This window comes from Kocuria sp. WN036, from assembly GCF_002287015.1.
GTDB lineage: Bacteria > Actinomycetota > Actinomycetes > Actinomycetales > Micrococcaceae > Kocuria > Kocuria rosea.
Map to the genome: position 1 here is coordinate 1 of NZ_NSKF01000011.1, position 22,708 is coordinate 22,708.

The window sequence follows — 22,708 nt, forward strand, 5'->3', positions numbered from 1 at the left end:
CGGACGAACCTCTGGTATGGCAGTTGTACCGCCAGGTGCACCGCTGCTTCGCTACGTTCGGAAGAGATAACCGCTGAAAGCATCTAAGCGGGAAGCTCGCTTCGAGATGAGATTTCCACGCACCTAGTGTGTGAGAGGCCCCCAGCTAGACCACTGGGTTGATAGGCCGGAGGTGGAAGCACGAACCAACGACGTGTGCAGCCGACCGGTACTAATAAGCCGACAACTTACACCACACCCCCACCCCCAACACGTGTTGGGAACATGGGTGGGGTCACCACAGAACACCGCGTCCACTATACGGCTCCCAACCAACAACCCACCCGTCGCTTACGCGGCGGGCACAGGGAACCGCAATTGAATACCGCCCACCACGGGCGGACAACCACAGTGACTTACCCACCCCGTACACCGGCCCACGGCCGGCACGCCCCAGCGGCGCACGGGGTCGGGCACCAGAGTTACGGCGGTCATAGCGTGGGGGAAACGCCCGGTCCCATCCCGAACCCGGAAGCTAAGACCCGCAGCGCCGATGGTACTGCACCCGGAAGGGTGTGGGAGAGTAGGACACCGCCGGACCACACCACAAAGGGTCGAGCCCCCGCACCACACGGTGCGGGGGCTCCCCGCATTTAACACCCCGAACAACAACAGAGCAGGCCCCCACCGGCAACGGTGGGGGCCTGCTCTGCTCTGTACGGACCCGGGAGGGTCAGCCGACGATCTTGCCGGGGTTGAAGTTGCCGCCCGGGTCCGCCGCGGCGAACAGGCTGCGCAGGAGCTGCACGCCCTCGGGGGAGACGTCCTGCTCCATCCAGGGGCTGTGCTCGAGTCCCACCCCGTGGTGGTGGGACAGCGTGGCGCCGGCGTCGATGAACGCCTGCTGGATCGCGCTCTTGATCACGGCGTACTCGGCGTGGGGGTCCTCGCCGATCTCGTAGCCGAAGGTGAAGTAGAGGCAGGCGCCGGCGTGGTACGAGTGGGACATGTGGGACATGATCCACCCGGTCTTGCCCTGCGCCTCGAAGGCCCGGTGCGCGGCGTCGTAGACAGCCTGGTGCACCGTGGTGAGCTTGGACCACGGTGCGGCGGTCTCGGAGACGTCGCCGATGGTGTTCTGCTCGAGCAGGAAGTCGCGCAGGTACGGAGTGTCGAACTTCTTCTGGTCGTAGAGCGCGCCGGGGCCCGCACCGAGCACCAGGGCGCCCTGCTTCTTGACGATGCCGGCCACGGCCTTCTTCCGGCGCTCCACCTCGGGCTTGGCGCCCTCGAAGCAGACGTAGGCGATGCACATGGCGTCGGTGTCCCAGCCGCGGCGCCGCATCAGCTCCCACAGCACGTCCTGGCCCTTGGCCGTGACCTTCTTCTTCAGCGTGGCGGGGGCCTTCTGGGTGGAGAGCGAGAACGCGGTCTCGTGCGCGTCGGAGACGCGGGCGAACGTGGTGCTGATGCCGGACCGGGCGATCTCGCGCATCGCAACGAGCGCCTGCTGCCACGTGGGGAACATGTACGCGATGACCTCGCGGTGCTCGGCGATGCGGTGCACGTGCACGTCCAGCTGGGTGATCACGCCCAGCCTGCCCTCGGAGCCGATCATCATCTCCCGCAGGCTCGGACCCGTGGAGGTCGAGGGGAGGGGGCGCAGCACCACGGTGCCGCCCGGGCGCACCACGCGCAGCCCGCGCACGATGTCGGCGATGTCCCCGTACTTGTCCGACTGCATCCCCGAGGAGCGTGTGGCGGCCCAGCCGCCGAGGGTCGAGTGCGTGAAGGAGTCCGGGAAGTGGCCCAGCGTCCACCCGCGGGCGTTGAGCTGCTCCTCCATGTCCGGGCCCAGCACGCCGGCCTGGATGGTGGCCAGCCCCGACGTCTCGTCGAGCGAGAGGACCTGGTTCATCCGGCCCAGATCAAGGGAAACGATCGTTCGTTCCTCATGGGGATCCGGCTGGAGACTCCGCGAGATGCTCGTGCCGCCGCCGAAGGGGATGACCACGAGGTCGCGCTCCACCGCGAGCCGCAGCACCTGGGCGACCTCCTCCTCCGTGCCGGGGTACACGACCACGTCGGGCACCCGCGCGAAGTCCCCGGCCCGGGTGAGCAGCAGCTCGGTGACGGACTTGCCGGCCCAGTGCACGATCCGCAGCTCGTCGTCGAGGGTCAGGTGCTCTGCCCCGGTGATGGCGGCCAGCGCCTCCAGGAGGGGCTCCCCGGCGCGGGAGGCGGGGACGCTGACCGTGGAGAAGTCGATGGTGTCGCCCTGCCGGGGCCGCAGGTCCACGTCCAGGGCGTTCTTGACGAACGGGGCGAAGGCGGGCTTGTTCGCGTACTCGAAGTGCACGCCTTCCTCGCCCCACCCCCACCACTTCATGTGCTTCACGTGTGCCATCTGCGCAGTACTCTCCTGGTTCTCGGGGGGTGACGGTGGTTCAGGCGTCGATGCGCGGACGGTGCTCGGCGTAGAGCGCCCGCACCGAGGCCTCGATGCGGTCGTTGAAGGACGAGGTGGGCTCCTTCTCCCGGGCGACCAGCGGCTCGCCGACGGCCACCACCACGCGGGGGCGGCCGCGGCGCGGCCAGCGGGCGCCGCGGGGCATCGCCTCGTAGGCACCGATCAGGGCGACGGGGACCACTGGCACTCCCACGGCCTTGGCCAGGCCCGCGGCCCCGATCTTGAAGGACCCCATCTTCCCCGTGCGGGACCGGGTGCCCTCCGGGAAGATCAGCAGCGGGACGCCGGCCTTCAGCAGCTGCTTGGACAGCCCCCGGTTCGCTCCGGTGCCCGTCCGGTCCACCGGGAAGGCGTTGAAGATCAGCTCGGTGAACATGCGCTTGTGCGGGGCGGTGAAGAAGTAGTCCGCGGCCACCCCGGTGGCGAGGTCCCGGCGGATGCGGCGGGGCACCGAGCCCAGGACGAGCGGCGCGTCGAGGTGGCTCGAGTGGTTGGCCACCACGATGCACGCCCCGTCCAGGGCGTCGGCCGCGGGGTGCGTCACCACGGTCCGGCGGACCGTGCGGTACGCGAGGCCCTGCAGGAACACCCGCTGGGCGATCCGGCGGGCGAGGCGGCGCCGCGGGTCACGAAAGCGGTCGGGGCTCAGCTGCGCGGAGGACGCGGGCGGGGCCTCCGGCGCGGCCTCGGGGGAGGAGCCGGCGCTGCCGCCGTCGATGGAGCGCTGGACCGGGACCGGGTCCTGGGGGTCGCGGCGGGTCACGAGCCGGCCGCCCGTTCCTTCTGGCGGGCCGAGGCGACGAGCCCCGAGATCCGGCGCACCGCGGAGCGCGGCAGGTGCCGCAGGGCGAACCCGAGGAGCCGGTAGCGCTTGGTGGGCATCGAGAGCACCTTGCCGCGCGCGACGTCGTCGAGGGCCTCCTCGACCACGCGCTCGGGGCTGAGCCACATGAAGGAGGGGATCGAGGAGCCGCTGATGCCGGCGCGCTCGTGGAACTCGGTGCGCACCCAGCCGGGCAGCAGGGCGGTGACGTGGACGCCCGTCCCGTGGAGCTCCACGGCGAGGGCCTCGGTGAACGCGGTCGTGTACGCCTTGATCGCCGAGTACGAGCCCATCGTGACCAGGCCCGCGGTGGAGGAGACGTTGATGATCCAGCCGGAGCCGCGCGCCGTCATCGCCCGTGCCGCGGCCGAGGAGAGCACCAGGACGGCCCGGCACATGACCTCGAACGCGCGGTCGTGGGCGCCGGTGTCCGGATCGGCGAAGCTGGTCTTCACGGAGAACCCGGCGTTGTTCACGAGCACGTCCACGGGTCGCTCGGGGTCCTCGACCCGGGCGGCGACGCGGTCCACGTCGGTGCGGTCGGAGAGGTCCGCGGGCAGGACCTCGACCGGCACGCCGTGCTCCGAGCGCAGCCTGGAGGCCGTCTGCTCGAGGCGGTCCGCGTCGCGGGCCACCAGGACGAGTGCATTTCCCCGGCGGGCCAGGGCTTCGGCGAACGCGGCGCCGATGCCGGACGTCCCCCCGGTCACGAGAGCGGTAAGCATGAGATCTAGGCTACACTACGGTAGCCGTAGCGCAGCCGGGTGCGGTCCGCTCGAGGGCGTCGTCGTCGCCCGCCGGGCAGGGCCCGCCCGCAGCCCCCCCGCCCGCTCCGCACCGGCGGCGGACCAGCACACCACCGGAGGAACACCGTTGACCGAGACCCCCACCACGCGCGTCCTGCTGACGGGAGCCACCGGCTTCCTCGGGCAGGCGGTGCTCGAACGGCTGCTGTCCGCCCACGAGGGTGTGCACGTCACCGCCGTCGTCCGTCCCAAGGGCAGCATCAGCGGTGAGCAGCGGCTGCGGCAGCTGCTGCGCAAACCCGCCTTCCGCACCTGGCGGGAGAGCGTGGGCGACGACGAGGCGAAGCGGGTCTTCGCGGAGCGCACCGCGGTCCTCGAGGGGGACCTGTCGGCACTCGCGGGCATCACGGAGCCGTTCGACGTGGTGATCCACTCGGCCTCCACCGTGTCCTTCGACCCGCCCATCCACGAGGCCTTCAGCACCAACGTCGGCGGCGCCACCGGTCTCTACGACGCGCTCCTGGCCTCCGGGCAGGACCCGCACGTCATCCACGTCTCCACCTGCTACGTCGGCGGGATCGCGAAGGGCCTGCGCCCCGAGGCGGCCGTGGACCACGAGGTCGACTGGGCCGCCGAGTTCGAGGCCGCCCAGCGGGCGCGCGAGGAGGCCGAGATGGCCTCCCGCACCCCGGAGCGGCTGCAGGCCATCATCGACGCCGCCACCGCGGACCACGGCAAGGAGGGGCCCAAGTCGGTGGCCCGCGCCGCGGAGGCCGCGCGCGAGGAGTGGGTCCGCACCCGCCTCGTCGAGTACGGGCGCACCCGGGCGCAGTCCCTCGGCTGGACCGACATCTACACCTTCACGAAGGCCCTGGGCGAGCGGGTCGCCGAGCAGAAGTGGGCGGGCGCCGGCCACCGCCTCTCCGTGGTGCGTCCCTCCATCATCGAGTCCGCGCTGCGCCACCCGTACCCCGGCTGGATCGACGGCTACAAGGTGGCCGACCCGCTGATCATGGCCTACGCCAAGGGCGCCCTGCCGGAGTTCCCGGGGCTGCCGGACTCCGTGCTCGACGTCATCCCCGTCGACTTCGTGGTCAACGCGATCGTGGCGCTGGCCACGGGCGGGCACCGCGCCCCGTCGGGCGCGGCCACCCCCGACGGGCAGGCGGACCCCGCCCCCGCGTACTACCAGGTCTGCTCGGGCGCCTCGAACCCGCTCCCGTTCCACCAGATGTACGAGAACGTCCGCTCCTTCTTCCTCGCCCACCCGCTCGAGGACGCCGACGGCAAGCCCATCCGGGTGCCCGAGTGGAAGTTCCCGGCCAACAACGCCGTGGAGCGCTCGCTGGCGGTCAAGGAGCGGCTCTCCGCCGTGGGCGGCCGGATCACCTCCGCGCTGCCCGCGACCTCCCGCACCCGGGAGTGGTCGACCTCCCTGCACCGGATGCAGTCCGGCCTCGGCTCCCTGCGCACCTACGTGGACCTCTACCAGTCCTACACGCGCACCGAGATGATCTTCGACGACGCCAGCACGCGGCAGCTCAACGACTCGCTGCCCGCCGGCACGCCGGAGGACCGGACCTTCGACGTCCGGTCGATCGACTGGGCCGACTACTGGAAGAACGTGCACCTGCCGGCGCTGACCACGATGACCAAGGCCTACGGCCGGCTCCAGGCGGCGTCCAAGCGGCGCGGCACGACCCGGCGGGGTCTCAGCGAGGGCACGGACGTGCTCGCGGTCTTCGACCTCGAGGGCACCGTCCTGGACTCCACGGTCATCCGCCAGTACCTCCAGCTGCGCCGCCGGACGCTGCACCTGGCGAAGTGGCCCGCGGAGGTCGCCGACCTCGTCTCGAGCGCCCCGACCTACCTCAAGGCCGAGAAGCGGGACCGGGGGGAGTTCATCCGGGCGTTCATGCGCCGCTACCAGGGCGTGCCCGCCGGGACCGTGCGGGAGCAGGTGGCCGGGCCGCTCGGCGAGGACATGCGGCGCCTCCTGCGCCCCGGGGCCCTGAGCCGGATCGAGGAGCACCGCGCCGCGGGGCACCGCACGGTGCTGGTCACCGGGTCCATCGACCTGCTCGTGGAGCCGATCGCGCACCTCTTCGACGAGGTCGTGGCGGGCCGGATGGACGAGCGCGACGGCGTGATGACCGGCTACCTCGCCGCTCCGCCCCTGGTCGACGAGGCGCGGGCCCAGTGGCTCAAGAAGTACGCCGAGCAGGGCGGCTACGACCTCTCCCGCTCCTACGGCTACGGGGACTCCCACGCGGACGCCAGCTGGCTGCTGCTCATGGGCCACCCGTACACGGTCAACCCCGACCTGCCCCTGTACCGGCTGGCCCGGAAGAACCACTGGCCCATCGAGGACTGGAAGACCGCCTGAGCGCTCCGGCGGCGGACGGCGAGCAGGAGGGCACCGATGGGCGACGACGACCGGACCGATCCGCGGACCGTCACCACCGACAAGAAGATCACCGCGGCGGCACTGGCCCTCCTGCGCGAGGGCGGACCGCACCGGGTGACCATCGAAGCGGTCTCGGCGGCCTCCGGCGTGGCCAAGACGTCGATCTACCGCCGCTACGCGAACAGCCTGGAGATGCTCGAGGGGGCCCTCGAGGACGCCGTGGCCACGTACTCGCCGCAACGGCCGAGCGCCCCGGCGAGCTGGGACGAGGGCCTCGCCGAGGCACTGGACTTCCTGCTCCACGACATGGGCATCGGGGTGGCGGTCTCCCTGCTGAGCGACCCGGAATCGGAGACGTCCCGGATCCTGCGCGCGCACCTGGTCCGCCCGCGCGTGGAGCGGCTCAAGGAGCTCCTCGCGGCGGAGACGGCGGCTGGACGGCTGAGCCCGGACCTGGACGTCGACGTCGTGCTGGACTTCGTGCTGGGCTCCGCCTACTCGCACGTGGCCCGGTACGGGAGCCTGGGCGACGACTGGCCCCGGCGGGTGCACCGGACCCTGACCGGGGTCCTCGAGGCGCACCGGCCCTGACCCGTGCGGGCCGGCTCCCGGCTCAGAAGACCTCCCGCTCGTCCGGGCGCTGGGCCAGCTCCGAGGCCACGTAGTCCTCGACCGCCGTGTGCGTCGCCACGTCCTTGCCGGCGCGCTCGGAGAGGAACCACCGGTGCTCGAGCACCTCGTGCACGATCTCGGCGGGCTCGAGCTTGCGGCGCATCGGCGGGGTGACCGCCTCCATGATCGGGGAGAACACCTCGCGCATCCACAGCTGGGCCACGAGCTCCTCGGGCAGGCCGGGGTAGAGGTCCTGCCCGAGCTGGGCGATGTCGGTCAGCAGCCGGCGCGCCTGGTTCTCGTGGGCGCCGAGGCCGGTGAGCCGCTGCAGGCGGCGGGTGTGGTGGCCGGGCTCCACGACCTGCGGGCGCAGCCGGATCCGCCCGTCGACCGTGTCCATGGACGCCTCCTCGACGTCGAAGCCGAGCTCGTTGAGGCGGCGCACCCGCTCGACCACGCGCCAGCGCTCGTCCATGCTGAAGGTCTCCTCGACCGTCAGCTCGCGCCACAGGAACTCGTAGGTGGCCACGAGCCGGTCGGAGACCTCGAAGGGGTCCACCACGTCCGCGATGTCGTGGCCCTCCTCGACGGCGCCCGCGAGCAGGTCCATGATCTCCCCGGCCACGTTGGTGCGGGCCAGCTCGATGTCGTACCCCCGCTGGCCGCGCGTGAGCTCCGGGTGGATCTCGCCGGTCTCGGCGTCCACCAGGTAGGCGGCGAACGCGCCGGCGTCCCGGCGGAACAGGGTGTTCGAGAGCGAGACGTCGCCCCAGTAGAAGCCCGAGAGGTGCAGCTGCACGATGAGGGAGGCCAGCGCGTCCACGAGCCGCTCGACCGTGGCGGCGCTGGGGCCGGCGGAGAAGATGGCCCGGTAGGGCAGGGAGAAGCTCAGGTGGTCGGTCACCAGGGCGGCGGGCAGGGGCTCGCCCTCGGGCGTGTACCGGTCCGTGACCACGGAGTCCGGTACCACGGACGGGATGCCCATGCGCTGCAGCCGGCGCAGGGTGGCGTACTCGTGCCGGGCGTAGTGGGGGACGGTCTCCTTGACGGCGACGATCTTCTCGCCGGCGTGGGCGAAGCGCACCACGTGCCGGGAGATGCCGCGGGGCAGAGCGGCGAGGACGTCCTCCGGCCACTGCTCGAGGGGGGTGTCCCACGGCAGCTCCAGGAGCACGGGGTCCGGGAAGGCCGTCTGGATGGACACGCTCCCGGACCGTCCGCCAGGGGCGGTACCGTCCTGGGGTGCGAGGGGGAAGTGTGGGGCCAGGGAACCCTTCATACCTGGTCATGCTAGCAACCGGCACAGGCCGGAAGTCCCCGCGGGGCCTCCGGCGCCCGATCCCGGCGGTCGCTAGGGTGGGGAGGGTGTCGATCGAACAGCGCATCCATGCGCACTACGCCGGGCTCTCGCCCCAGGAGCAGCGTGCCGCCGACCTGATCCTGGACCACCTGGACGACCTCGCCCTGTACAGCTCGGCGGAGCTGGCGCAGATGAGCGGCGTCTCCCGCGCCACCCTCTCCCGGCTGTACCGGCACCTGGGCTTCGAGTCCTTCACCGACCTCCGGGAGACGGCCCGCACCCTGCGCCAGCAGGGCGTGCCGCTCGGCCCCGACGCGGACCCGGAGCTGAGCCAGCACCTGGAGCAGGAGCTCAAGAACCTGCGCAAGGTCCTGGACCCGGCGGGGGAGGACCGCCCGGCCCGGGCCGTGCGCGCGCTCGCCGACGCGGGAACGGTCCTGGTCGTGGGCCTGCGCAACAGCTACCCGGTCGCCCTGCACCTGAAGCAGCAGCTGCAGCAGGCGCGGGACCGCGTCCGGCTCGCCCCGCTGCCCGGCCAGACCCTCGGCGAGGAGCTCGTGGACGTGGGCGAGGGCGACGTCGTCGTCCTGCTGGGCTTCCGGCGGCGCCCCCGCGGGTTCGAGCGCCTGGTGGAGGTCTGCGCGGCCACGGGGGCGCGGACCGTGCTCGTCGCCGACAGCACGGCCCGGCGCCACGCCTCGGCCGTGGACCTGTGGATCGAGTGCCCCCTCGACGGCGTGGGCCCGTTCGACTCCTACGCGGCGGCCATGAGCCTCGTGTCGGTGCTCGCCGACGGCGTGCTGGCCGCCGCGGGTCCGGACGGGCGACGACGGGTGGGCCGCACCGCCGAGCTCTACGAGGAGCTCGAGGAGCTGGACCTGCGCTGAGCGCCCGGCGGTGCCGAGGAAAGGGCCACCGGGCGCCGCGTCCACCACGGCGGTCCCGGCCCGACCCTGGGTCGGCAGTGCGCGGCCCCGCAGCATCCACTAGAATTCGTCAGTTGGCTGATCACTCCGGGTCCTGAGCGACCCGGTCCGTCCCGAGAGGAACCCGCCATGCATGAACCCCAGGCGCTCGCCCAGGCCGAGACGCACCTTCTCCACGTGCTGGAGCACTCCGATCCGCCGCGCGACGCCAGTCGCTACAACGTGACGGCGGCCGCACGGGACTACCACGACCGCACCGGCACCTGGGACGTGCAGGACGCCGACCCGGACCTCGTCGAGCAGGTGCTCGCCGCTCACCCCGCCGACGGCTGATCCGGCCCCGGACGCGCCACGGCGCCCTCCCCGTCGGGGGAGGGCGCCGTGGCGTCGGTGCGGTCGGTCGGCCGCTGGGGTCAGTCGGGGAGGCGGTTGCCGGTGGCGGTGTCGAACAGGTGCACGTGCTCGAGGTTCGGGGCGACCCAGATCGTGGCCCCGGCCCTGGGCGGGGTGCGGCCCTCGACCCGGACGATGATCTCGTGGGCCCCGGCGGCGTCCTCCTCCACGGTCCCGGTCGGGTCCACCGTCACGACCGTGTTCGCCGCGGTGACCGGGGCGAGGTGGCCGTAGACGAAGGCGTCGGCGCCGAGCTCCTCGACCACGTCGGCCTCGATCGGCAGCCCGGTGCCCTCGGCGGCCGGGTGCAGGTCCTCGGGGCGGATGCCGACGGTGACCTTGTCCCCGGTCAGGGCTGCCTGCTGCTCCCGGGTCAGTTCCAGGCGCATGGTGCCGAAGGTCGCCGCCCCGCCCGCCACGGGCACCCGGAAGAGGTTCATTGCCGGGGAGCCGATGAACCCGGCCACGAACTCCGTGGCCGGCCGGTCGTAGAGCGCCCGCGGGGTGTCGACCTGCATGAGGTGCCCGTCCTTGAGCACCGCGACCCGGTCGCCCATGGTCATCGCCTCGACCTGGTCGTGGGTGACGTAGACGGTGGTGACCCCCAGCCGGCGGGTGAGGGAGGCGATCTGGGTGCGGGTCTGCACCCGCAGCTTCGCGTCCAGGTTCGACAGCGGCTCGTCCATCAGGAACACCTGCGGGGAGCGCACGATGGCACGGCCCATGGCCACGCGCTGGCGCTGCCCGCCGGACAGCGCCTTGGGCTTGCGGTCCAGGTAGTCGGTGAGGTCCAGGATCTTCGCCGCCTCCTCCACCCGCCGGCGGCGCTCCTCGGGGGAGATCTTGGCGATCTTCAGGGCGAAGCCCATGTTCTCGGCCACGGTCATGTGCGGGTAGAGGGCGTAGTTCTGGAAGACCATCGCGATGTCGCGGTCCCGGGAGGGGACGTCGGTGACGTCGCGGTCGCCGATGTAGATGTTGCCCCCGGTGACCTCTTCCAGCCCGGCGAGCATCCGCAGGGTGGTGGACTTCCCGCACCCGGAGGGGCCCACCAGGACGAGGAACTCCCCGTCGGCGATGTCCAGGTTCAGGTCGGTCACCGAGGGCCGCTCGGCCCCGGGGTACTGGCAGGTCACATTGGCGTAGCGCACAGAAGACATGGTTCAAGGCCTCTTTCCCGGCAGGCACGTGCCGGACGATCCGAAGGAGAAGAGCTGCCCCCTCAGGTGATGGGGGCCACAGTGATCCTAATCACCTTCGGGGCGTCTCCGCCATCGGCGCGCCGTCATCCGAGGTCACGGCAGCGCGCCCCGGCGCAGTTCGGACAGCCGGATCAGGGCCGCGGCCAGGTCCTCCGGGGACGCGACCCGGTGCGCGGCCACGCTCTGCCCCGTGCCCACCTTGATGCCGAGATCGGCGGGGCCGAGCTCGCGCATCGCGTTCTCGTCCGTCACGTCGTCGCCGGCGAACAGGGTGACGTCGGCGCCGGTGGCCTGCATGAACGCCGTGATGCCCTCACCCTTGGTCGCGGAGTGCACGGAGGACTCGACCACGTGCTGGCCCGGGGTGATCTTCAGCCCCTCGAGCTGCTCGAACTGCTCGACCATCTCCTGCTCCGCGCGGGCGCACAGGCTCTGGTCCGCCATCGTGCGGGTGTGGAAGGCGGCCCCCGTCGGCTTGAGCTCCAGCCTGGACCCGGGGTACCGGGCCACCTGTGCCTCCACGAGCGCGGTGGCCTGTGCCAGCAGCTCCAGCTGGGCCGGGGAGAGCTGCAGGGCGGTGTCGGCGGCGGCGTCCCCCAGGGCGTCGAGGAGCAGCTCCGCCCCGTGCGAGCCGGAGAGGAGCATCCGGCCGTCCGGGTCCACCACGGAGCGGAGGAACCGCATCGGCCGGCCGGAGATGACGGCCACGTACGTGCGGTCCAGCGTCAGGAGCTCCTCCAGCGCGGACCGGGCCTCCGGCAGCGCGCGGCTGTCGTCCGGGTCGTCCGTGAAGGGCGCCAGGGTGCCGTCGAAGTCGAGGGCGACCAGCAGGGTCCCGGCCTCCGCCGCGCGGGCGAGGGCGTCCTCGAGCGCCGGGCGGGTGTCGTCGTGCGGGGCCATCACTGCTCCTCCTCCTCGGTCGTCCCGGGGCGGGTGCGGGCGAGGTCCCGCAGGAACGCCTCGGACCAGTCGTTGACGTCGTTGCCCAGGACCTGCCGGCGCATCGAGCGCATCCGCTTCTTCGCCTCGGGCGCGGGCATGTCCTTGGCCCGCAGCATCGCGTCCTTGAGTCCGTCGATGTCGTGGGGGTTGACCAGCAGCGCCTGCTTGAGCTGCTCGGCGGCGCCGGTGAACTCCGAGAGGACCAGGGTCCCGGACCCGTCCGTCTTGGCCGCCACGTACTCCTTCGCCACCAGGTTCATGCCGTCCCGGAGGGAGGTCACGAGCATGACGTCGGTCGCCAGGTACAGCGCCACCATCTCCTCGAACGGATAGCCGTGGTGCAGGTAGCGGATCGCAGTGTGCGAGATGGTGTCGTGCTGGCCGTTGAGGTGGCCCACGAGGCCCTCCACGTCCTCCCGCAGCTGGACGTAGGACTCCACGCGCTCCCGGGAGGGGTTCGCCACCTGGATCAGCACCGACGGCCCCACCGTCAGCCTGCCGTCCTCGAGCAGCTCGCCGTAGGCCTTGATGCGGTGCAGGATGCCCTTGGTGTAGTCCAGGCGGTCGACGCCCAGGAACACGGTCTCCGGGTCGCCGAGCTCGTGCCGGATCTCCCGGGCCCGGTCCTTCACCTCCGGCCGGGAGGCCAGCTCCTGGATCGACTGCGCGTCGATGGAGATGGGGTAGGACGCCGCGCGCACGGTCCACGCGTCGTCGTCCGTGCCGAACCGGGCCGCTCCGTTCTTGAACGGCACGTCCAGGAACCGCCGCACGCAGCGCTGGAAGTTCTGGGCGTCACCCGGGCGCTGGAAGCCGATGAGGTCCGCGCCCGAGAGCCCGTCGAGGACGGCCCGCCGCCAGGGCAGCTGCGCGAAGATCTCCAGGGGCGGGAACGGGATGTGGTTGAAGAACCCGATCGTGAGGTCCGGCCGCAGCTCGCGCAGCATCTTGGGGACCAGCTGCAGCTGGTAGTCCTGCACCCACACCGTGGCGTTCTCGGCGGCGATCTCGGCGGTCCGCTCCGCGAAGCGGCGGTTGACCTGGCGGTAGCTGTTCCACCACGTGCGGTGGAACTCCGGCGGCGCGATGACGTCGTGGTAGAGCGGCCAGAGGGTCGCGTTGGAGAAGCCCTCGTAGTAGGCCTGCACCTCCTCGGCGGACAGCGGCACGGGGGCGAGGTGGAAGACGTCGTGGTCGAAGCGCTCGAGCGTCTCGTCAGGGGCCCCGTGCCAGCCCACCCAGGCGCCGGCGTTGCGGGCCATGACGGGGGACAGGGCGGCCACGAGGCCGCCGGGGGAGCGGCGCCAGGAGGACTGCCCGTGCTCGACGACGCGCTCCACCGGCAGCCGGTTGGAGACCACGACGAAGTCGTAACCGGCCTCCTGCGGCACGTCCGTCCGGGGTTCCGGCACCTCCTCCAGGTCGGCCGAGGAGGCGGTGGGGGGATGCTCTGCACTCACGGGATGTCCTTCCGGTAGGTCGTCGTCGTCCTCGTCCCAGTCTATTCATCAGCGTGCTCACGGTTCTGCCTGGGGATCTCCTGAGTCGGCGGCCCGGGAGGGGGTCCGATAATCTGGGCGACGACACCTCCCCGTCCACCCCCCAGGATCTTTCGAAGAGGACCCATGGCAGCCAGCAGCAGCACCACCCCCGATCCCCGGAACCGCGACGCCGCCCGGGAGCGGGCTCGGCAGGTCGCGGACCAGCACGCACGGCAGGACAAGCGCTCCCGCCGGATCCTGCAGCTGGGCATCCTCGCCCTGGTCCTCGTGATCGTCGCGGTGATCGGCGTCGTCGTGGCGCAGAACCGGGCCCAGCAGATCCCCGAGGCCGGGCCCGTTCCCGCCAGCGCCAACCAGTGGGGCGGCACGGTGCTGACGGCCGACGGGATCCGCACGGGCGAGTCCGAGGTCGAGGAGCGCGACCTCGCCGAGGTGCCCGAGGCCCCGGAGACCCCGGACGACTCCGCCGTCCCGCCGGGCGTCGAGGCCTCGGGCGACGGCGAGCCCGTGCAGGTCGTGATCTTCCAGGACTTCGAGTGCGTGCACTGCGCCGACTTCGAGGCCGAGAACGCCGATGCGCTCGAGAAGGCCGTGACCTCCGGCGACATCGTCCTCGAGTACCGCAACCTCAACTTCCTCGACCGCTCGACGCCGACGCAGTACTCCTCGCGGGCCGCGGCCGCCGCCTACGAGGTGGGCAACCAGTCCTCGGCCGAGCAGTACCTGGCCTTCGTCGAGGAGGTGTTCAGCCACCAGGGCACCGGTGGGCTGGACGACGAGCAGCTCGTGGAGATCGCCTCCTCGCACGGCGCCGACATCGCGGGCGCGCTCGAGGAGGACACGTGGCGGCCGATGGTCAACGTCGTCTCGCAGGAGTCCCTCGCCAACGGCGTGTCCGGCACCCCGACCGTCTTCATCGACGGAGAGCGGCTGGGCAACGAAGCGTTCCAGGAGGCCCTCGACGCGGCCGTGGAGGCCAAGGAGTAGGGTCCCCGCTCCGCCGGAGCAGCGCGACGGCGCCGTGCCCCCGCGCGGGGCACGGCGCCGGAGCAGCGCGACGGCGCCGTGCCCCCGCGCGGGGCACGGCGCCGTCGCGCTGTGCGGACCGTCCGGGCGCCCGGGGATTTCGGGGTCCTGCAACGCGTCCGATATCCTGAGGAACCGGCCGCCGGGGCCGCACCCGTGCGGAGGCCCGAGGGCCGATCCGCCTCCTTAGCTCAGCTGGCCAGAGCACCTGTCTTGTAAACAGGGGGTCACCGGTTCGAATCCGGTAGGGGGCTCCACCGGTCCGCGACGTTGCACTCGCGACCGCTCATGACGTCACATGTTACGCCGCGGTCTCGGTGCGGGGTGTGCGCATGCTGATGTCCGTGTCCCGGCCGGGCTGCGGCGAACTCGCTCCTGACCCCCTCGGAAGATGTGCGGTGGCAAGGGGTGAGCCGGAGATCCGCGCCGTCACGGGGATTCTGCCGGTCCGGCTTCCGGGGTTGCCGGCGGCCCGACCGCGCCGGGACCGCACCGGCGAGGGTCCGGACAGGACATGCCGCTCCGGGGATGCGACGAGACGGAACCGTGATCGTGATCGCCCCGGCCGGAGTCTTGAACCGTGACTCAGCTCACTCCTACGGTGTTCCTACCTATCTCATAGGTGAGACCTCTTGCCCAGGTCTCGGAACATCTCGATCGCATGACGATCCCCATGTCATGCCCTCTCCACAGGAGCAGCAATGAGCAGTCTGCGGAAGACCCTCGTCGGCGCGGCCATGGCCGCCGCCCTCGTGGGAGGAACGGTTGCCACCCCGGCGGTCGCGGGGTCAGATCAGGATAACGGCAAGAGCCGTGGAGACCACAGTGAATCGCATGAAAGTCGTCACGACCGCGGCGACCGCGGCGATCGCGGCGATCGCGGCGATCGCGAGGATCGCAGGGACCGCGAGGATCGCAGGGACCGCGGTGACGACGAGGAGCGGAAGTACGCATACCATCGCGGCGGCAACGGCGACGACGACCGGGGTCGCGACGACGACCGGGGTCGCGACGAGGAGCGCGACCGGGACGACCGGGACCGCAGGGAGCACCGGGACGACAAGTACGACCGGGACGACCACGACGGCAAGTACGACCGGGACGACAAGGATGACGAGTACGACCGCGACGACGGCGATCACCAGGACCACTGGTGGTACTGCGAAGAGCACGAGAAGTGGCACTTCTACGACGACGACGACTGGAGGAGCAGGAAGCACCACGACGACATGAAGGACGAGGGCGAGCACTCGCACCAGAAGGGCGATGACGACGGCGAGCACTGAGCGGCCCGGCACCGACGGATCCCGCCGGCGCGGTCCGCACGAAGCCGGGGGAGCCTGAGGGGGAGCCTCCGGGGACACGGCCCGAGCCTCCGCGCATCCGGAGCCGCACCGTGATGATATCGGTGGACGCACGCGGGGAGAGTCCTCCCGCGTGACGTCCGTCGTCCGCCGCAGGCCCCCCGGCCGCCTCGGCACCCCCGGGCGACGGTCCCCCCTGCGAGCGGACGACGCCGCACGCGGACCGACCCTGGAGGGCACCCTGGTACCCATCGTCCGAGGACGCGTGCGCCCCCCGGCCGCCGCGGCGCTGATCCTGCTCCTGCTCGCGCTCCTCCTCGTGCCGTCCGGGGCCGCCCGGGCCGCGGAGGACGAGGGCCCAGAGGGCCCGTACCTGGGGGCCCTGCTGGACTGGGGCACGGACACGGCGGCCGGCCACGCCGAGCGTCTCGGCGCGCCGGCGGCCGTCTACGGCAGGCCCGTCCCGCTGCCGATGGACGAGCAGGAGCAGGGCCACCTGCGGGACTACCTCTCCCAGGTCTCCGCGCAGGGCGCCCACGCCCTGCTCACCGTCCGCCCCGAGATCGCGCTGGACCGGGTGGACCAGGCGCAGGCCGCGGTCCTGGCAGGACAGCTCGCGGACGCCGCGGAGGGGTTCCCCGGCACGGTCTTCGTCCGCTTCGCCCCGCAGATGAACACCACCTGGGTGCCGTGGGGGCAGCAGCCCGAGGCGTACACGGAGGCGTTCCGCACGGTGGCGAGCGCGCTCGACGCCGAGCTCCCGGACCCGGTCATGGTCTGGTCGCCCACGGTCGGCACGGACTACCCCTTCCGGGATTCGTCCAGCGCCCCGGCGCGCAGCGGTGGACCGGCCGCCCCGGACACGAACGCCGACGGCGTCTGGGACCGGGAGGACGACCCCTACGGTCCCTACTACCCGGGCGACGACGTGGTCGACTGGGTGGGGCTGGTGGCCTATCTCGACGAGACCGGCACGGGTCCGGCCCGCAACGTCCTGCCGGAGGCCGGCTCGTTCGGCGCCATGCTGGGCTCCGGGGAGCCGGCCGGATCCGCGGGGCAGGACGACTTCTACGCCGCGTACGCCGTCGGCCGCGAGAAGCCGCTCATGGTGGAGACCGGCGCCTTCTACGATCCGGGGACGGACGGCCCGTCCGAGCGCGACATCAAGGAGGCCTGGTGGGACCAGGTGCTCGCGACGGTCGCCGCCGGCGACCACGACCGCATCCGCGCGATCGTGTGGAACGAGACGGTCGAGCAGCGCGACGACGGTGCGGTGACCGTCGACTGGCGCATCACGGCCGATCCCGGGCTGGCCGCGGCCGTCGGCGAGCGGCTCCGGGACTCCGCCCTGGTCAGCGGGCCGGTCACGGCGGCGGCGCCGCTCCCGGGCGCCGGTCCGGCGGCGGCGGGGGCCGTCCTCGAGGGGCCGGCCGCCTGGGGCGCGGCGGCGGCCGTGCTCGCCGCGGGCGCGCTCCTCTGGCTCCTGGCGCGGCGGGGGCCGGCCCGGGCCTGGGCGTACGCCGAGCCCGCCCCGCGCGACAGCCGGATCGACATGCTGCGGGGCCTCGCGATCGTGTTCGTCGTCGTCAACCACGTGGGCCTCACCTCGTTGTTCCAGCTGCTGACCCAGGAGACCGTGGGCGTGGTCTCGGGGGCCGAGCTGTTCGTCCTGCTCTCCGGGGCCGTGCTGGGGATGGTCTACGGGCCCCGGACGAAGGACGACCTGGGGACCGTCGTCGACCGCACCGCCGCGCGGGCGTGGAAGCTCTACGTCACCGCGCTGGTCGTCGTGCTGCTCGTCTACGGACTCAGCCTGCTGCCCTTCCTGGACGCGGGCGCCGTCACCACGTTCACCGACCAGGGCACCGGCGCCGCCGGCAGGGGGGCCTCCGGCGCCACGTACGACCTCTACGCGGGCATGGACGGGCTCCTCGAGTTCCCCGTCCGGGCCCAGCTGATCCCTGCCGTGCTGCTGCTGCAGGTGGGCCCGTGGCAGTTCAACATCATGGGTCTCTACGTGATCCTCCTCCTGGTGAGCCCCCTCGTGCTCGCCGCCCTGGCCCGAGGCTGGGCCTGGCTGGTCCTGCTGGTCAGCGCCGGGCTCTACGCCGCGGGCTCGGTCTTCCGGATCCGCCTTTTGCCCTCCCAGTTCGAGGACTCGTTCCCCCTGCTCGTGTGGCAGGTGCTCTTCGTGCTCGGCATGGTCACCGGGTTCTACCGGCGGCAGATCGTCACGTGGTTCGCCGACCGGCGCCGCCGGCCGCTGCTCGTCGCCTGCCTGCTGCTCGCCGTCGCCCTCGCCCTGTTCTCCTGGTCGAGTCCCTACGCCAGCAGCGCCTACGACGTCCGGCTGGCCCTGCTGCCGGAGCCGGCGTTCCGCACGGTCTACGACGCCTACTTCGGCCGGACCTACCTGGGGATCGGCCGGCTGCTGAACGTGCTCCTCGTGGTGATCGCCGGCTACGCCGTCCTCAGCGCCTACTGGAGGCCGCTCGAGCGCGCGCTCGGGTGGTTCCTCGTTCCGCTGGGACGGGCCACCCTCTACGTGTTCATCGTGCACGTGTTCCTGATCCTGGCCGTGGCCAACGTGCCCGCTCTCCAGCAGGGGGACGTGTGGCTCAACACCGCCGCCTACGTGGTGGTCCTCGGCCTGCTGTGGGTCATGGTCCGGACCCGGTTCCTCTTCCGGCTCGTCCCCCGGTGAGATGCAGCCGGCGGCCCCGGCCCGGCCCAGGCCGTGGTCCACTGCCGGCCCGCGTCGTTCCGTGACGGAGGGACCCCCCGTCCGGTCAGCGCGTATGACGCGGCCGGCGGGCGGGTGGGGGAGCGGCCGCCCGCGGGTGGTAGTTTGCGCTCGCTAATTCTCGTGGCCCCGTGCGAGACCCCCCAGCGCGCTCGCCGTCGGCGGGGAGCCCGCTCCCGTCGGAAGAACCCCCATGCCTGCTTTCGTTCCCCCACGTGTCCTGTGCTCCCTCACCGCGGCCGCCGCCGCCGTGGCCCTGGGGCTCGTCGCCGTGCCCGCGGCGCACGCGGCACCCTCGGTCCACCTCCCGGCCGGACCGGCGGCGCTCGCCCCGGCCAAGAAGCCGGTCCCGACGGCCGCCGTCGTGCCGGCCGAGCCCCAGGTCCGCACGTGCCCCCTGCGCTTCGGCGTCGGCACGGCCGGTGGTCCCGCCGCCTCCACCGAGCTCGCCGAGGTGGCGTCCCTGGCCGGTGAGAAGCCGTCGATCGTCCTCTCCTACAAGGACTTCGCCCAGCCCGTTCCCTACTGGGAGCTCGAACAGACCCGCGCGGCCGGGGCCACCACCCTGCTGACCTGGGAGCCGTGGGTCTGGGGCGGCGGGATCGACCAGCCGGCCCACTCCCTGGACGCGATCGCCTCCGGCGCCCACGACGCCCACATCACCGACTGGGCCACCCGCCTGGCCGACTGGGGATCCCCGGTGATGCTGCGCTTCGGCCACGAGATGAACGGGAACTGGTACCCGTGGGCCGAGGGGGTCAACGGCAACGGCGCCGGGGACTACGTCGCCGCCTGGCGCCACGTCCACGACATCTTTACCCGCGCGGGGGCCGACAACGTCCAGTGGGTCTGGAACCCGAACGTGCCCTACTACGGGTCCACGCCCCTGGACGGGCTCTACCCCGGCGCCGACTACGTCGACGTCGTGGCCCTGGACGGCTACAACTGGGGCACCTCCCAGAGCTGGTCCAGCTGGCAGCAGCCGTGGGACCTGTTCGCCTACGGCCTGTCCGAGATGCGGCGCCTGGCCCCGGGCAAGGAGATCGTCGTCGCCGAGACCGCCACCGCCGAGGCCGGCGGGTCCAAGGCCGAGTGGAACGCGCACCTGGTGTACTACCTCGCGCAGCAGCCCGACGTCACGGGGCTCATCTGGTTCCACCTCGACAAGGAGGTGGACTGGCGGATCAACTCCTCCACCGCCTCGGCCCATGCCCTGGCCGCCGAGCTCGCCAAGCGCCCCTGCCCCTGAGCACCGCGGCGCCGCGCGCCACACCGGGTCATGCGAATCACAAAAGCAAACCGCGCGTGTAGCGTGACCCTCAACGACCGGCGCCGCGCCACCGCTCATCCGGAGGCGGCGCGGCGCCGGTCGGTCCCCCCAGGACCGTGTCGAGGAGTCCCCCCCATGGCAGTTCCCCTCACCCCGCCCCCCGGCCGCCGGCTCGGACCCGTCTGCGCGGCGCTGCTCGTCGTCGCGCTGGCGGGCTGCGCCGAGGACCGGGGGACCGGCACCACCGCGGCGTCCAGCGCGAGCCCGCCGGCGGCCACGGCCGGTTCCGCGCCCGCGTCGGGGGCGGACGGAAGCACGACGCCGGAGACGCCCCGCGACAGCCCGGCCCCGCCGGGCAACGACGTGGCCCCCTACGACGACACCGCCACCCGGGACGCCGCCGGATCCTTCGGCGCCGCCCAGCGGCTCGAGGACTCCCTCGAGGCGGTCGTGGAGGGCCCCCGCCCCGGCACCACCGGCGAGCGCCCCGTCCGGGCCGCCCCCGGCACCCCGGTGCAGGTGTTCACGCTGACCCTCACCAACACCGGGGCCGCCCCGGTGGACGCCGTGCCGTGGTCCTTCCCGGTCGCCGTCGACGGCGAGGCCCCGGCGCCCCCCGTCTTCGACGACTCGCTGGGCGTGCCGATGGAGACCTTCCCGACCATCGCCCCCGGCGGGAGCGCCTCCCTCGAGGTCGCCTTCTCCGCGGAGCACGACGCCGACCTGGCCGTCCGCGTCTTCGACAACACCACCCCCGACCACTACGTCGAGTTCACCGACTGAAGCCCAGCAAGGGACCCCCCATGAAGATCTCAGCTCTGCGCATCCCCGCCGCGGTCGCGGCCTGCTTCGCGGTCGTCCTCGCCGGTGCCCCGGGGGCGTCCGCGGCGCCGTCCGCGCCCGCCCCCGGCGTCTCGGCCGGTCCGACGACGACCCCCGGACCCACGGCGGGTGCCGTCGCGGCGACCGTGCGGCTCGAGCCGGTGGACGACGAGTCGACCGTGCCCGAGCGGGAGACCTCGCTCGTCGACGTCCTCGCCAACGACGGCCTCGAGGACCCCGCGACGGTGCGGCTCCTGCTCGTGGACCCCGCGGCCCGCGCGGCCGAGGACGAGCTCGTCGACGAGCTGCGCACGGACCTCGGGTCCCTGCGCGTGGTGTCCCCGGACACGGAGCCCGACGCCCTGCCCGAGGGCTGGGAGGTCCCGGACCACCCGGTCCTCGCCCTGACGCCCGCTCCGGATCGGCCCGCCGACGCCGCCTCGGTGGAGGTGGCCTACGCCGTGCTGGGCGCCGGGGGCGAGGCGGCCCGGGCCGTGCTCACGGTCGCCCCGGACCAGGAGCCCCCCGGGGCCTCCGCCGCGCCCACCGCCTCGGGGGAGCCGACGGAAGCGGCGGTCCCGGCCGAGCCGACGGACGGCGCCGAGCCAACGACGGAGCCCTCCCCGGGCGCGGAGCCCGCCGAGGAGCGGCCGGCCGCACCGCGGCCGGAGTCGCAGGAGACCGCCGCCGCGGCCGCCGCGGAGAACGCGGACGTGCCCGCCGAGGTCCGGCAGGCCCTGGAGGCCGCCGCGGCCCGGGCGTCCGCCAGGACCGGGGAGCCGACCGGGGAGATGCGCCCCTGGAAGGGGGGCTGGGAGTGGCCGCACCAGAGGGGCGTGGTCCTCTGGTCCGAGGCGCACGGCGCGCACTTCGTGCAGCTGCGGGGCGCGATCGGGCACCGGTGGAGCTCCACGGGCGGCGTGGACGAGCTGGGCTGGCCCGTGGACGACGAGTCCTGCCTCCTGACGGGCGGCGGGTGCCGGCAGTCCTTCTCGAAGACCCGCACGATCTACTGGAGCTCCTCCACCGGGGCGCGGACCGTCAACACCCGGGGGGCGATCGGCCACCAGTGGGTGCTCGGCGGGCGCGAGGCCGGGGCCTACGGCTACCCCACGACCGACGAGGTCTGCGGGGCGGCCGGCGGGTGCCGCCAGTCCTTCGCGGGGGACCGGACGATCTACTGGACCTCGTCCACCGGGGCGCGGACGGTCAACACCCGGGGCGCGATCGGCCACAAGTGGGTGCTCGGCGGGCGCGAGGCCGGGAGCTACGGCTACCCCACGACCGACGAGGTCTGCGGGCTGGCCGGGGGCGGGTGCCGCCAGTCCTTCACCAAGGCGCACACGATCTACTGGAGCCCCGGGACGGGGGCCCGGGCGGTCAAGACGAAGGGCGCGATCGGGCAGCGGTGGATCGCCACGGGACGCGAGCGGGGGTCGCTCGGCTACCCCGTCACGGACGAGGTCGGCACCGGCACCGTGCACCAGAAGTTCCAGCGGGGACTCGTCACCTGGAGCCGCGCCACCGGCGCCCGGACGCACCTGTTCCGCGGCGAGTGCCACCACCTCAACACGGGGCGCTCCGTGCAGCCGACCCGCAACGCGGCGCGCGTGTCCCTGACCATCGCCGAGGGCTACGGGCGCTCGCAGGCCACGTTCGTCAACTGCGTGCGGATCGGCGGAAGCTACGTCGAGGAGTGGCGGACGTCCGCCTACGTGGGGGCCAGCGGGTTCAAGCGGCCCGGGGTGCCCTCGGGGCACACGCAGTACCTGTTCTCCCCGCAGGGCTCGTACTCGGTCACGGAGTCCTTCGGGGTCTACAACCCGGGCACCGCGCTGCCCTACCGGCAGCTCAACCCCAACTCCCGGTGGGGCGGCCGCCTGGGCACGCTCTACAACAAGTACTTCGAGTCCACCGGCTACACCTGGCCGGACGAGAACATGTGGTACTTCTCGCTGTCCGGCGACTACCGGCTCGGCGTGGTGATCAACTACAACCGCCCGCCCGACTCGTCCATCGTCCAGGGCAACGGGTTCGCGATCTTCCTGCACGCGAACAAGAAGCCCACGGCGGGGTGCATCGCCCTGCACGAGCACGAGGTCGCCCGGTACATGCGCACCGCGCGCCCCGGTGACCGGATCATCATGGGCGTCCGGGCGGACCTGTTCCGCTGACGGGCCGGGGACGTCAGGAGGGGGACCGCGCGGCGCGCGGTCCCCCTCCGTCGTCGGTGCGGGTCAC

At 72.7% G+C, this 22,708-nt stretch carries 17 protein-coding genes, 1 tRNA gene and 2 rRNA genes; 13 read left to right on the plus strand and 7 right to left on the minus strand.

Annotation, left to right across the window (positions count from 1 at the left end; genetic code table 11):
• Both CK505_RS08540 and rrf read left to right on the plus strand, forming a co-directional pair.
• Positions 1 to 236 (plus strand): 23S ribosomal RNA (locus CK505_RS08540); the annotation flags it as partial.
• Between the two features lie 226 nt (positions 237 to 462).
• A 5S ribosomal RNA gene (gene rrf / locus CK505_RS08545) occupies positions 463 to 579 on the plus strand.
• A 133-nt stretch (positions 580 to 712) separates the two neighbouring features.
• Here the strand turns inward: rrf and CK505_RS08550 are convergent.
• From CK505_RS08550 to CK505_RS08560, 3 genes are read right to left on the minus strand one after another with little or no spacing between them, the layout of a single operon-like run.
• Entirely contained in the window at positions 713 to 2,386 is a 1,674-nt protein-coding gene (locus tag CK505_RS08550) for an FAD-binding oxidoreductase (protein ID WP_095650813.1), read from the minus strand.
• Positions 2,387 to 2,426: 40 nt separating this feature from the next.
• The gene (locus CK505_RS08555; protein WP_017832787.1) at positions 2,427 to 3,212 is read right to left on the minus strand and encodes a 1-acyl-sn-glycerol-3-phosphate acyltransferase; all 786 of its coding nucleotides are present in this window, start codon (positions 3,210 to 3,212) and stop codon (positions 2,427 to 2,429) included.
• Complete coding sequence (locus CK505_RS08560) at positions 3,209 to 3,997, minus strand: SDR family oxidoreductase (protein WP_035930281.1); 789 nt, start codon at positions 3,995 to 3,997, stop codon at positions 3,209 to 3,211. Before CK505_RS08560 ends, CK505_RS08555 begins: the two co-directional genes overlap by 4 nt.
• A gap of 148 nt (positions 3,998 to 4,145) precedes the next feature.
• Between CK505_RS08560 and CK505_RS08565 the strand changes: the two genes are divergently transcribed.
• Both CK505_RS08565 and CK505_RS08570 read left to right on the plus strand, forming a co-directional pair.
• Positions 4,146 to 6,404 (plus strand): HAD-IB family phosphatase, encoded by a 2,259-nt coding sequence (locus CK505_RS08565; protein WP_017832785.1) that lies wholly within the window; start codon positions 4,146 to 4,148, stop codon positions 6,402 to 6,404.
• Between the two features lie 36 nt (positions 6,405 to 6,440).
• Complete coding sequence (locus CK505_RS08570; protein WP_095650814.1) at positions 6,441 to 7,016, plus strand: TetR/AcrR family transcriptional regulator; 576 nt, start codon at positions 6,441 to 6,443, stop codon at positions 7,014 to 7,016.
• 22 nt (positions 7,017 to 7,038) lie between these two features.
• Here CK505_RS08570 and CK505_RS08575 read toward each other — a convergent pair whose 3' ends face one another.
• Positions 7,039 to 8,241, minus strand: a complete 1,203-nt coding sequence (locus tag CK505_RS08575; RefSeq protein ID WP_095650815.1) for a DUF4032 domain-containing protein — start codon at positions 8,239 to 8,241, stop codon at positions 7,039 to 7,041.
• A 161-nt stretch (positions 8,242 to 8,402) separates the two neighbouring features.
• On the opposite strand from CK505_RS08575, the gene CK505_RS08580 reads away from it, so the two are divergent.
• Positions 8,403 to 9,224 (plus strand): MurR/RpiR family transcriptional regulator, encoded by an 822-nt coding sequence (locus CK505_RS08580; RefSeq protein WP_017832782.1) that lies wholly within the window; start codon positions 8,403 to 8,405, stop codon positions 9,222 to 9,224.
• A 168-nt stretch (positions 9,225 to 9,392) separates the two neighbouring features.
• Positions 9,393 to 9,596 (plus strand): hypothetical protein, encoded by a 204-nt coding sequence (locus CK505_RS08585; protein ID WP_035930283.1) that lies wholly within the window; start codon positions 9,393 to 9,395, stop codon positions 9,594 to 9,596.
• Between the two features lie 80 nt (positions 9,597 to 9,676).
• On the opposite strand, the gene CK505_RS08590 is transcribed toward CK505_RS08585, so the two are convergent.
• The 3 genes from CK505_RS08590 to CK505_RS08600 form a co-directional block, all read right to left on the minus strand.
• Positions 9,677 to 10,816, minus strand: a complete 1,140-nt coding sequence (locus CK505_RS08590) for an ABC transporter ATP-binding protein (protein WP_095650816.1) — start codon at positions 10,814 to 10,816, stop codon at positions 9,677 to 9,679.
• Between the two features lie 135 nt (positions 10,817 to 10,951).
• Positions 10,952 to 11,758 (minus strand): trehalose-phosphatase, encoded by an 807-nt coding sequence (gene otsB, locus CK505_RS08595; RefSeq protein WP_035930291.1) that lies wholly within the window; start codon positions 11,756 to 11,758, stop codon positions 10,952 to 10,954.
• Positions 11,758 to 13,212, minus strand: coding sequence for a trehalose-6-phosphate synthase (locus CK505_RS08600; protein ID WP_272027326.1), 1,455 nt, complete (start codon positions 13,210 to 13,212; stop codon positions 11,758 to 11,760). The genes otsB and CK505_RS08600 overlap by 1 nt, the downstream gene beginning before the upstream one ends.
• A gap of 213 nt (positions 13,213 to 13,425) precedes the next feature.
• Between CK505_RS08600 and CK505_RS08605 the strand changes: the two genes are divergently transcribed.
• The 7 genes from CK505_RS08605 to CK505_RS08635 all read left to right on the plus strand — a co-directional run bounded on the left by CK505_RS08605 (position 13,426) and on the right by CK505_RS08635 (position 22,641).
• A complete protein-coding gene (locus CK505_RS08605; protein WP_035930298.1) occupies positions 13,426 to 14,289 on the plus strand; it encodes a thioredoxin domain-containing protein in 864 nt (287 codons plus the stop codon).
• Between the two features lie 219 nt (positions 14,290 to 14,508).
• Positions 14,509 to 14,585: transfer RNA gene (locus tag CK505_RS08610), tRNA-Thr, on the plus strand.
• Between the two features lie 444 nt (positions 14,586 to 15,029).
• Positions 15,030 to 15,614 (plus strand): hypothetical protein, encoded by a 585-nt coding sequence (locus tag CK505_RS18435; RefSeq protein WP_095650817.1) that lies wholly within the window; start codon positions 15,030 to 15,032, stop codon positions 15,612 to 15,614.
• A 283-nt stretch (positions 15,615 to 15,897) separates the two neighbouring features.
• Positions 15,898 to 18,336 carry an OpgC domain-containing protein gene (gene opgC / locus CK505_RS08620; protein WP_095650818.1) on the plus strand — a complete coding sequence of 813 codons (2,439 nt, stop codon included), beginning with the start codon at positions 15,898 to 15,900 and terminating at the stop codon, positions 18,334 to 18,336.
• A 232-nt stretch (positions 18,337 to 18,568) separates the two neighbouring features.
• Complete coding sequence (locus CK505_RS08625) at positions 18,569 to 19,624, plus strand: glycoside hydrolase family 26 protein (RefSeq protein ID WP_095650819.1); 1,056 nt, start codon at positions 18,569 to 18,571, stop codon at positions 19,622 to 19,624.
• Between the two features lie 156 nt (positions 19,625 to 19,780).
• Positions 19,781 to 20,428, plus strand: a complete 648-nt coding sequence (locus CK505_RS08630; RefSeq protein ID WP_095650820.1) for a hypothetical protein — start codon at positions 19,781 to 19,783, stop codon at positions 20,426 to 20,428.
• Between the two features lie 20 nt (positions 20,429 to 20,448).
• On the plus strand, positions 20,449 to 22,641 hold the full coding sequence (locus CK505_RS08635; RefSeq protein ID WP_095650821.1) for a L,D-transpeptidase family protein: 2,193 nt from the start codon (positions 20,449 to 20,451) through the stop codon (positions 22,639 to 22,641).
• Positions 22,642 to 22,708: the final 67 nt, after the last annotated feature.

Bases quoted from the DNA above. Each gene is read 5' to 3' on its own strand.
- CK505_RS08550 (WP_095650813.1), bottom strand. From the start codon at position 2,386: ATGGCACACGTGAAGCACATGAAGTGGTGGGGGTGGGGCGAGGAAGGC.
- CK505_RS08560 (WP_035930281.1), bottom strand. From the start codon at position 3,997: ATGCTTACCGCTCTCGTGACCGGGGGGACGTCCGGCATCGGCGCCGCG.
- CK505_RS08570 (WP_095650814.1), top strand. From the start codon at position 6,441: ATGGGCGACGACGACCGGACCGATCCGCGGACCGTCACCACCGACAAG.
- CK505_RS08585 (WP_035930283.1), top strand. From the start codon at position 9,393: ATGCATGAACCCCAGGCGCTCGCCCAGGCCGAGACGCACCTTCTCCAC.
- CK505_RS08590 (WP_095650816.1), bottom strand. From the start codon at position 10,816: ATGTCTTCTGTGCGCTACGCCAATGTGACCTGCCAGTACCCCGGGGCC.
- otsB (WP_035930291.1), bottom strand. From the start codon at position 11,758: ATGGCCCCGCACGACGACACCCGCCCGGCGCTCGAGGACGCCCTCGCC.
- CK505_RS08605 (WP_035930298.1), top strand. From the start codon at position 13,426: ATGGCAGCCAGCAGCAGCACCACCCCCGATCCCCGGAACCGCGACGCC.
- CK505_RS18435 (WP_095650817.1), top strand. From the start codon at position 15,030: ATGAGCAGTCTGCGGAAGACCCTCGTCGGCGCGGCCATGGCCGCCGCC.
- CK505_RS08625 (WP_095650819.1), top strand. From the start codon at position 18,569: ATGCCTGCTTTCGTTCCCCCACGTGTCCTGTGCTCCCTCACCGCGGCC.
- CK505_RS08630 (WP_095650820.1), top strand. From the start codon at position 19,781: ATGGCAGTTCCCCTCACCCCGCCCCCCGGCCGCCGGCTCGGACCCGTC.
- CK505_RS08635 (WP_095650821.1), top strand. From the start codon at position 20,449: ATGAAGATCTCAGCTCTGCGCATCCCCGCCGCGGTCGCGGCCTGCTTC.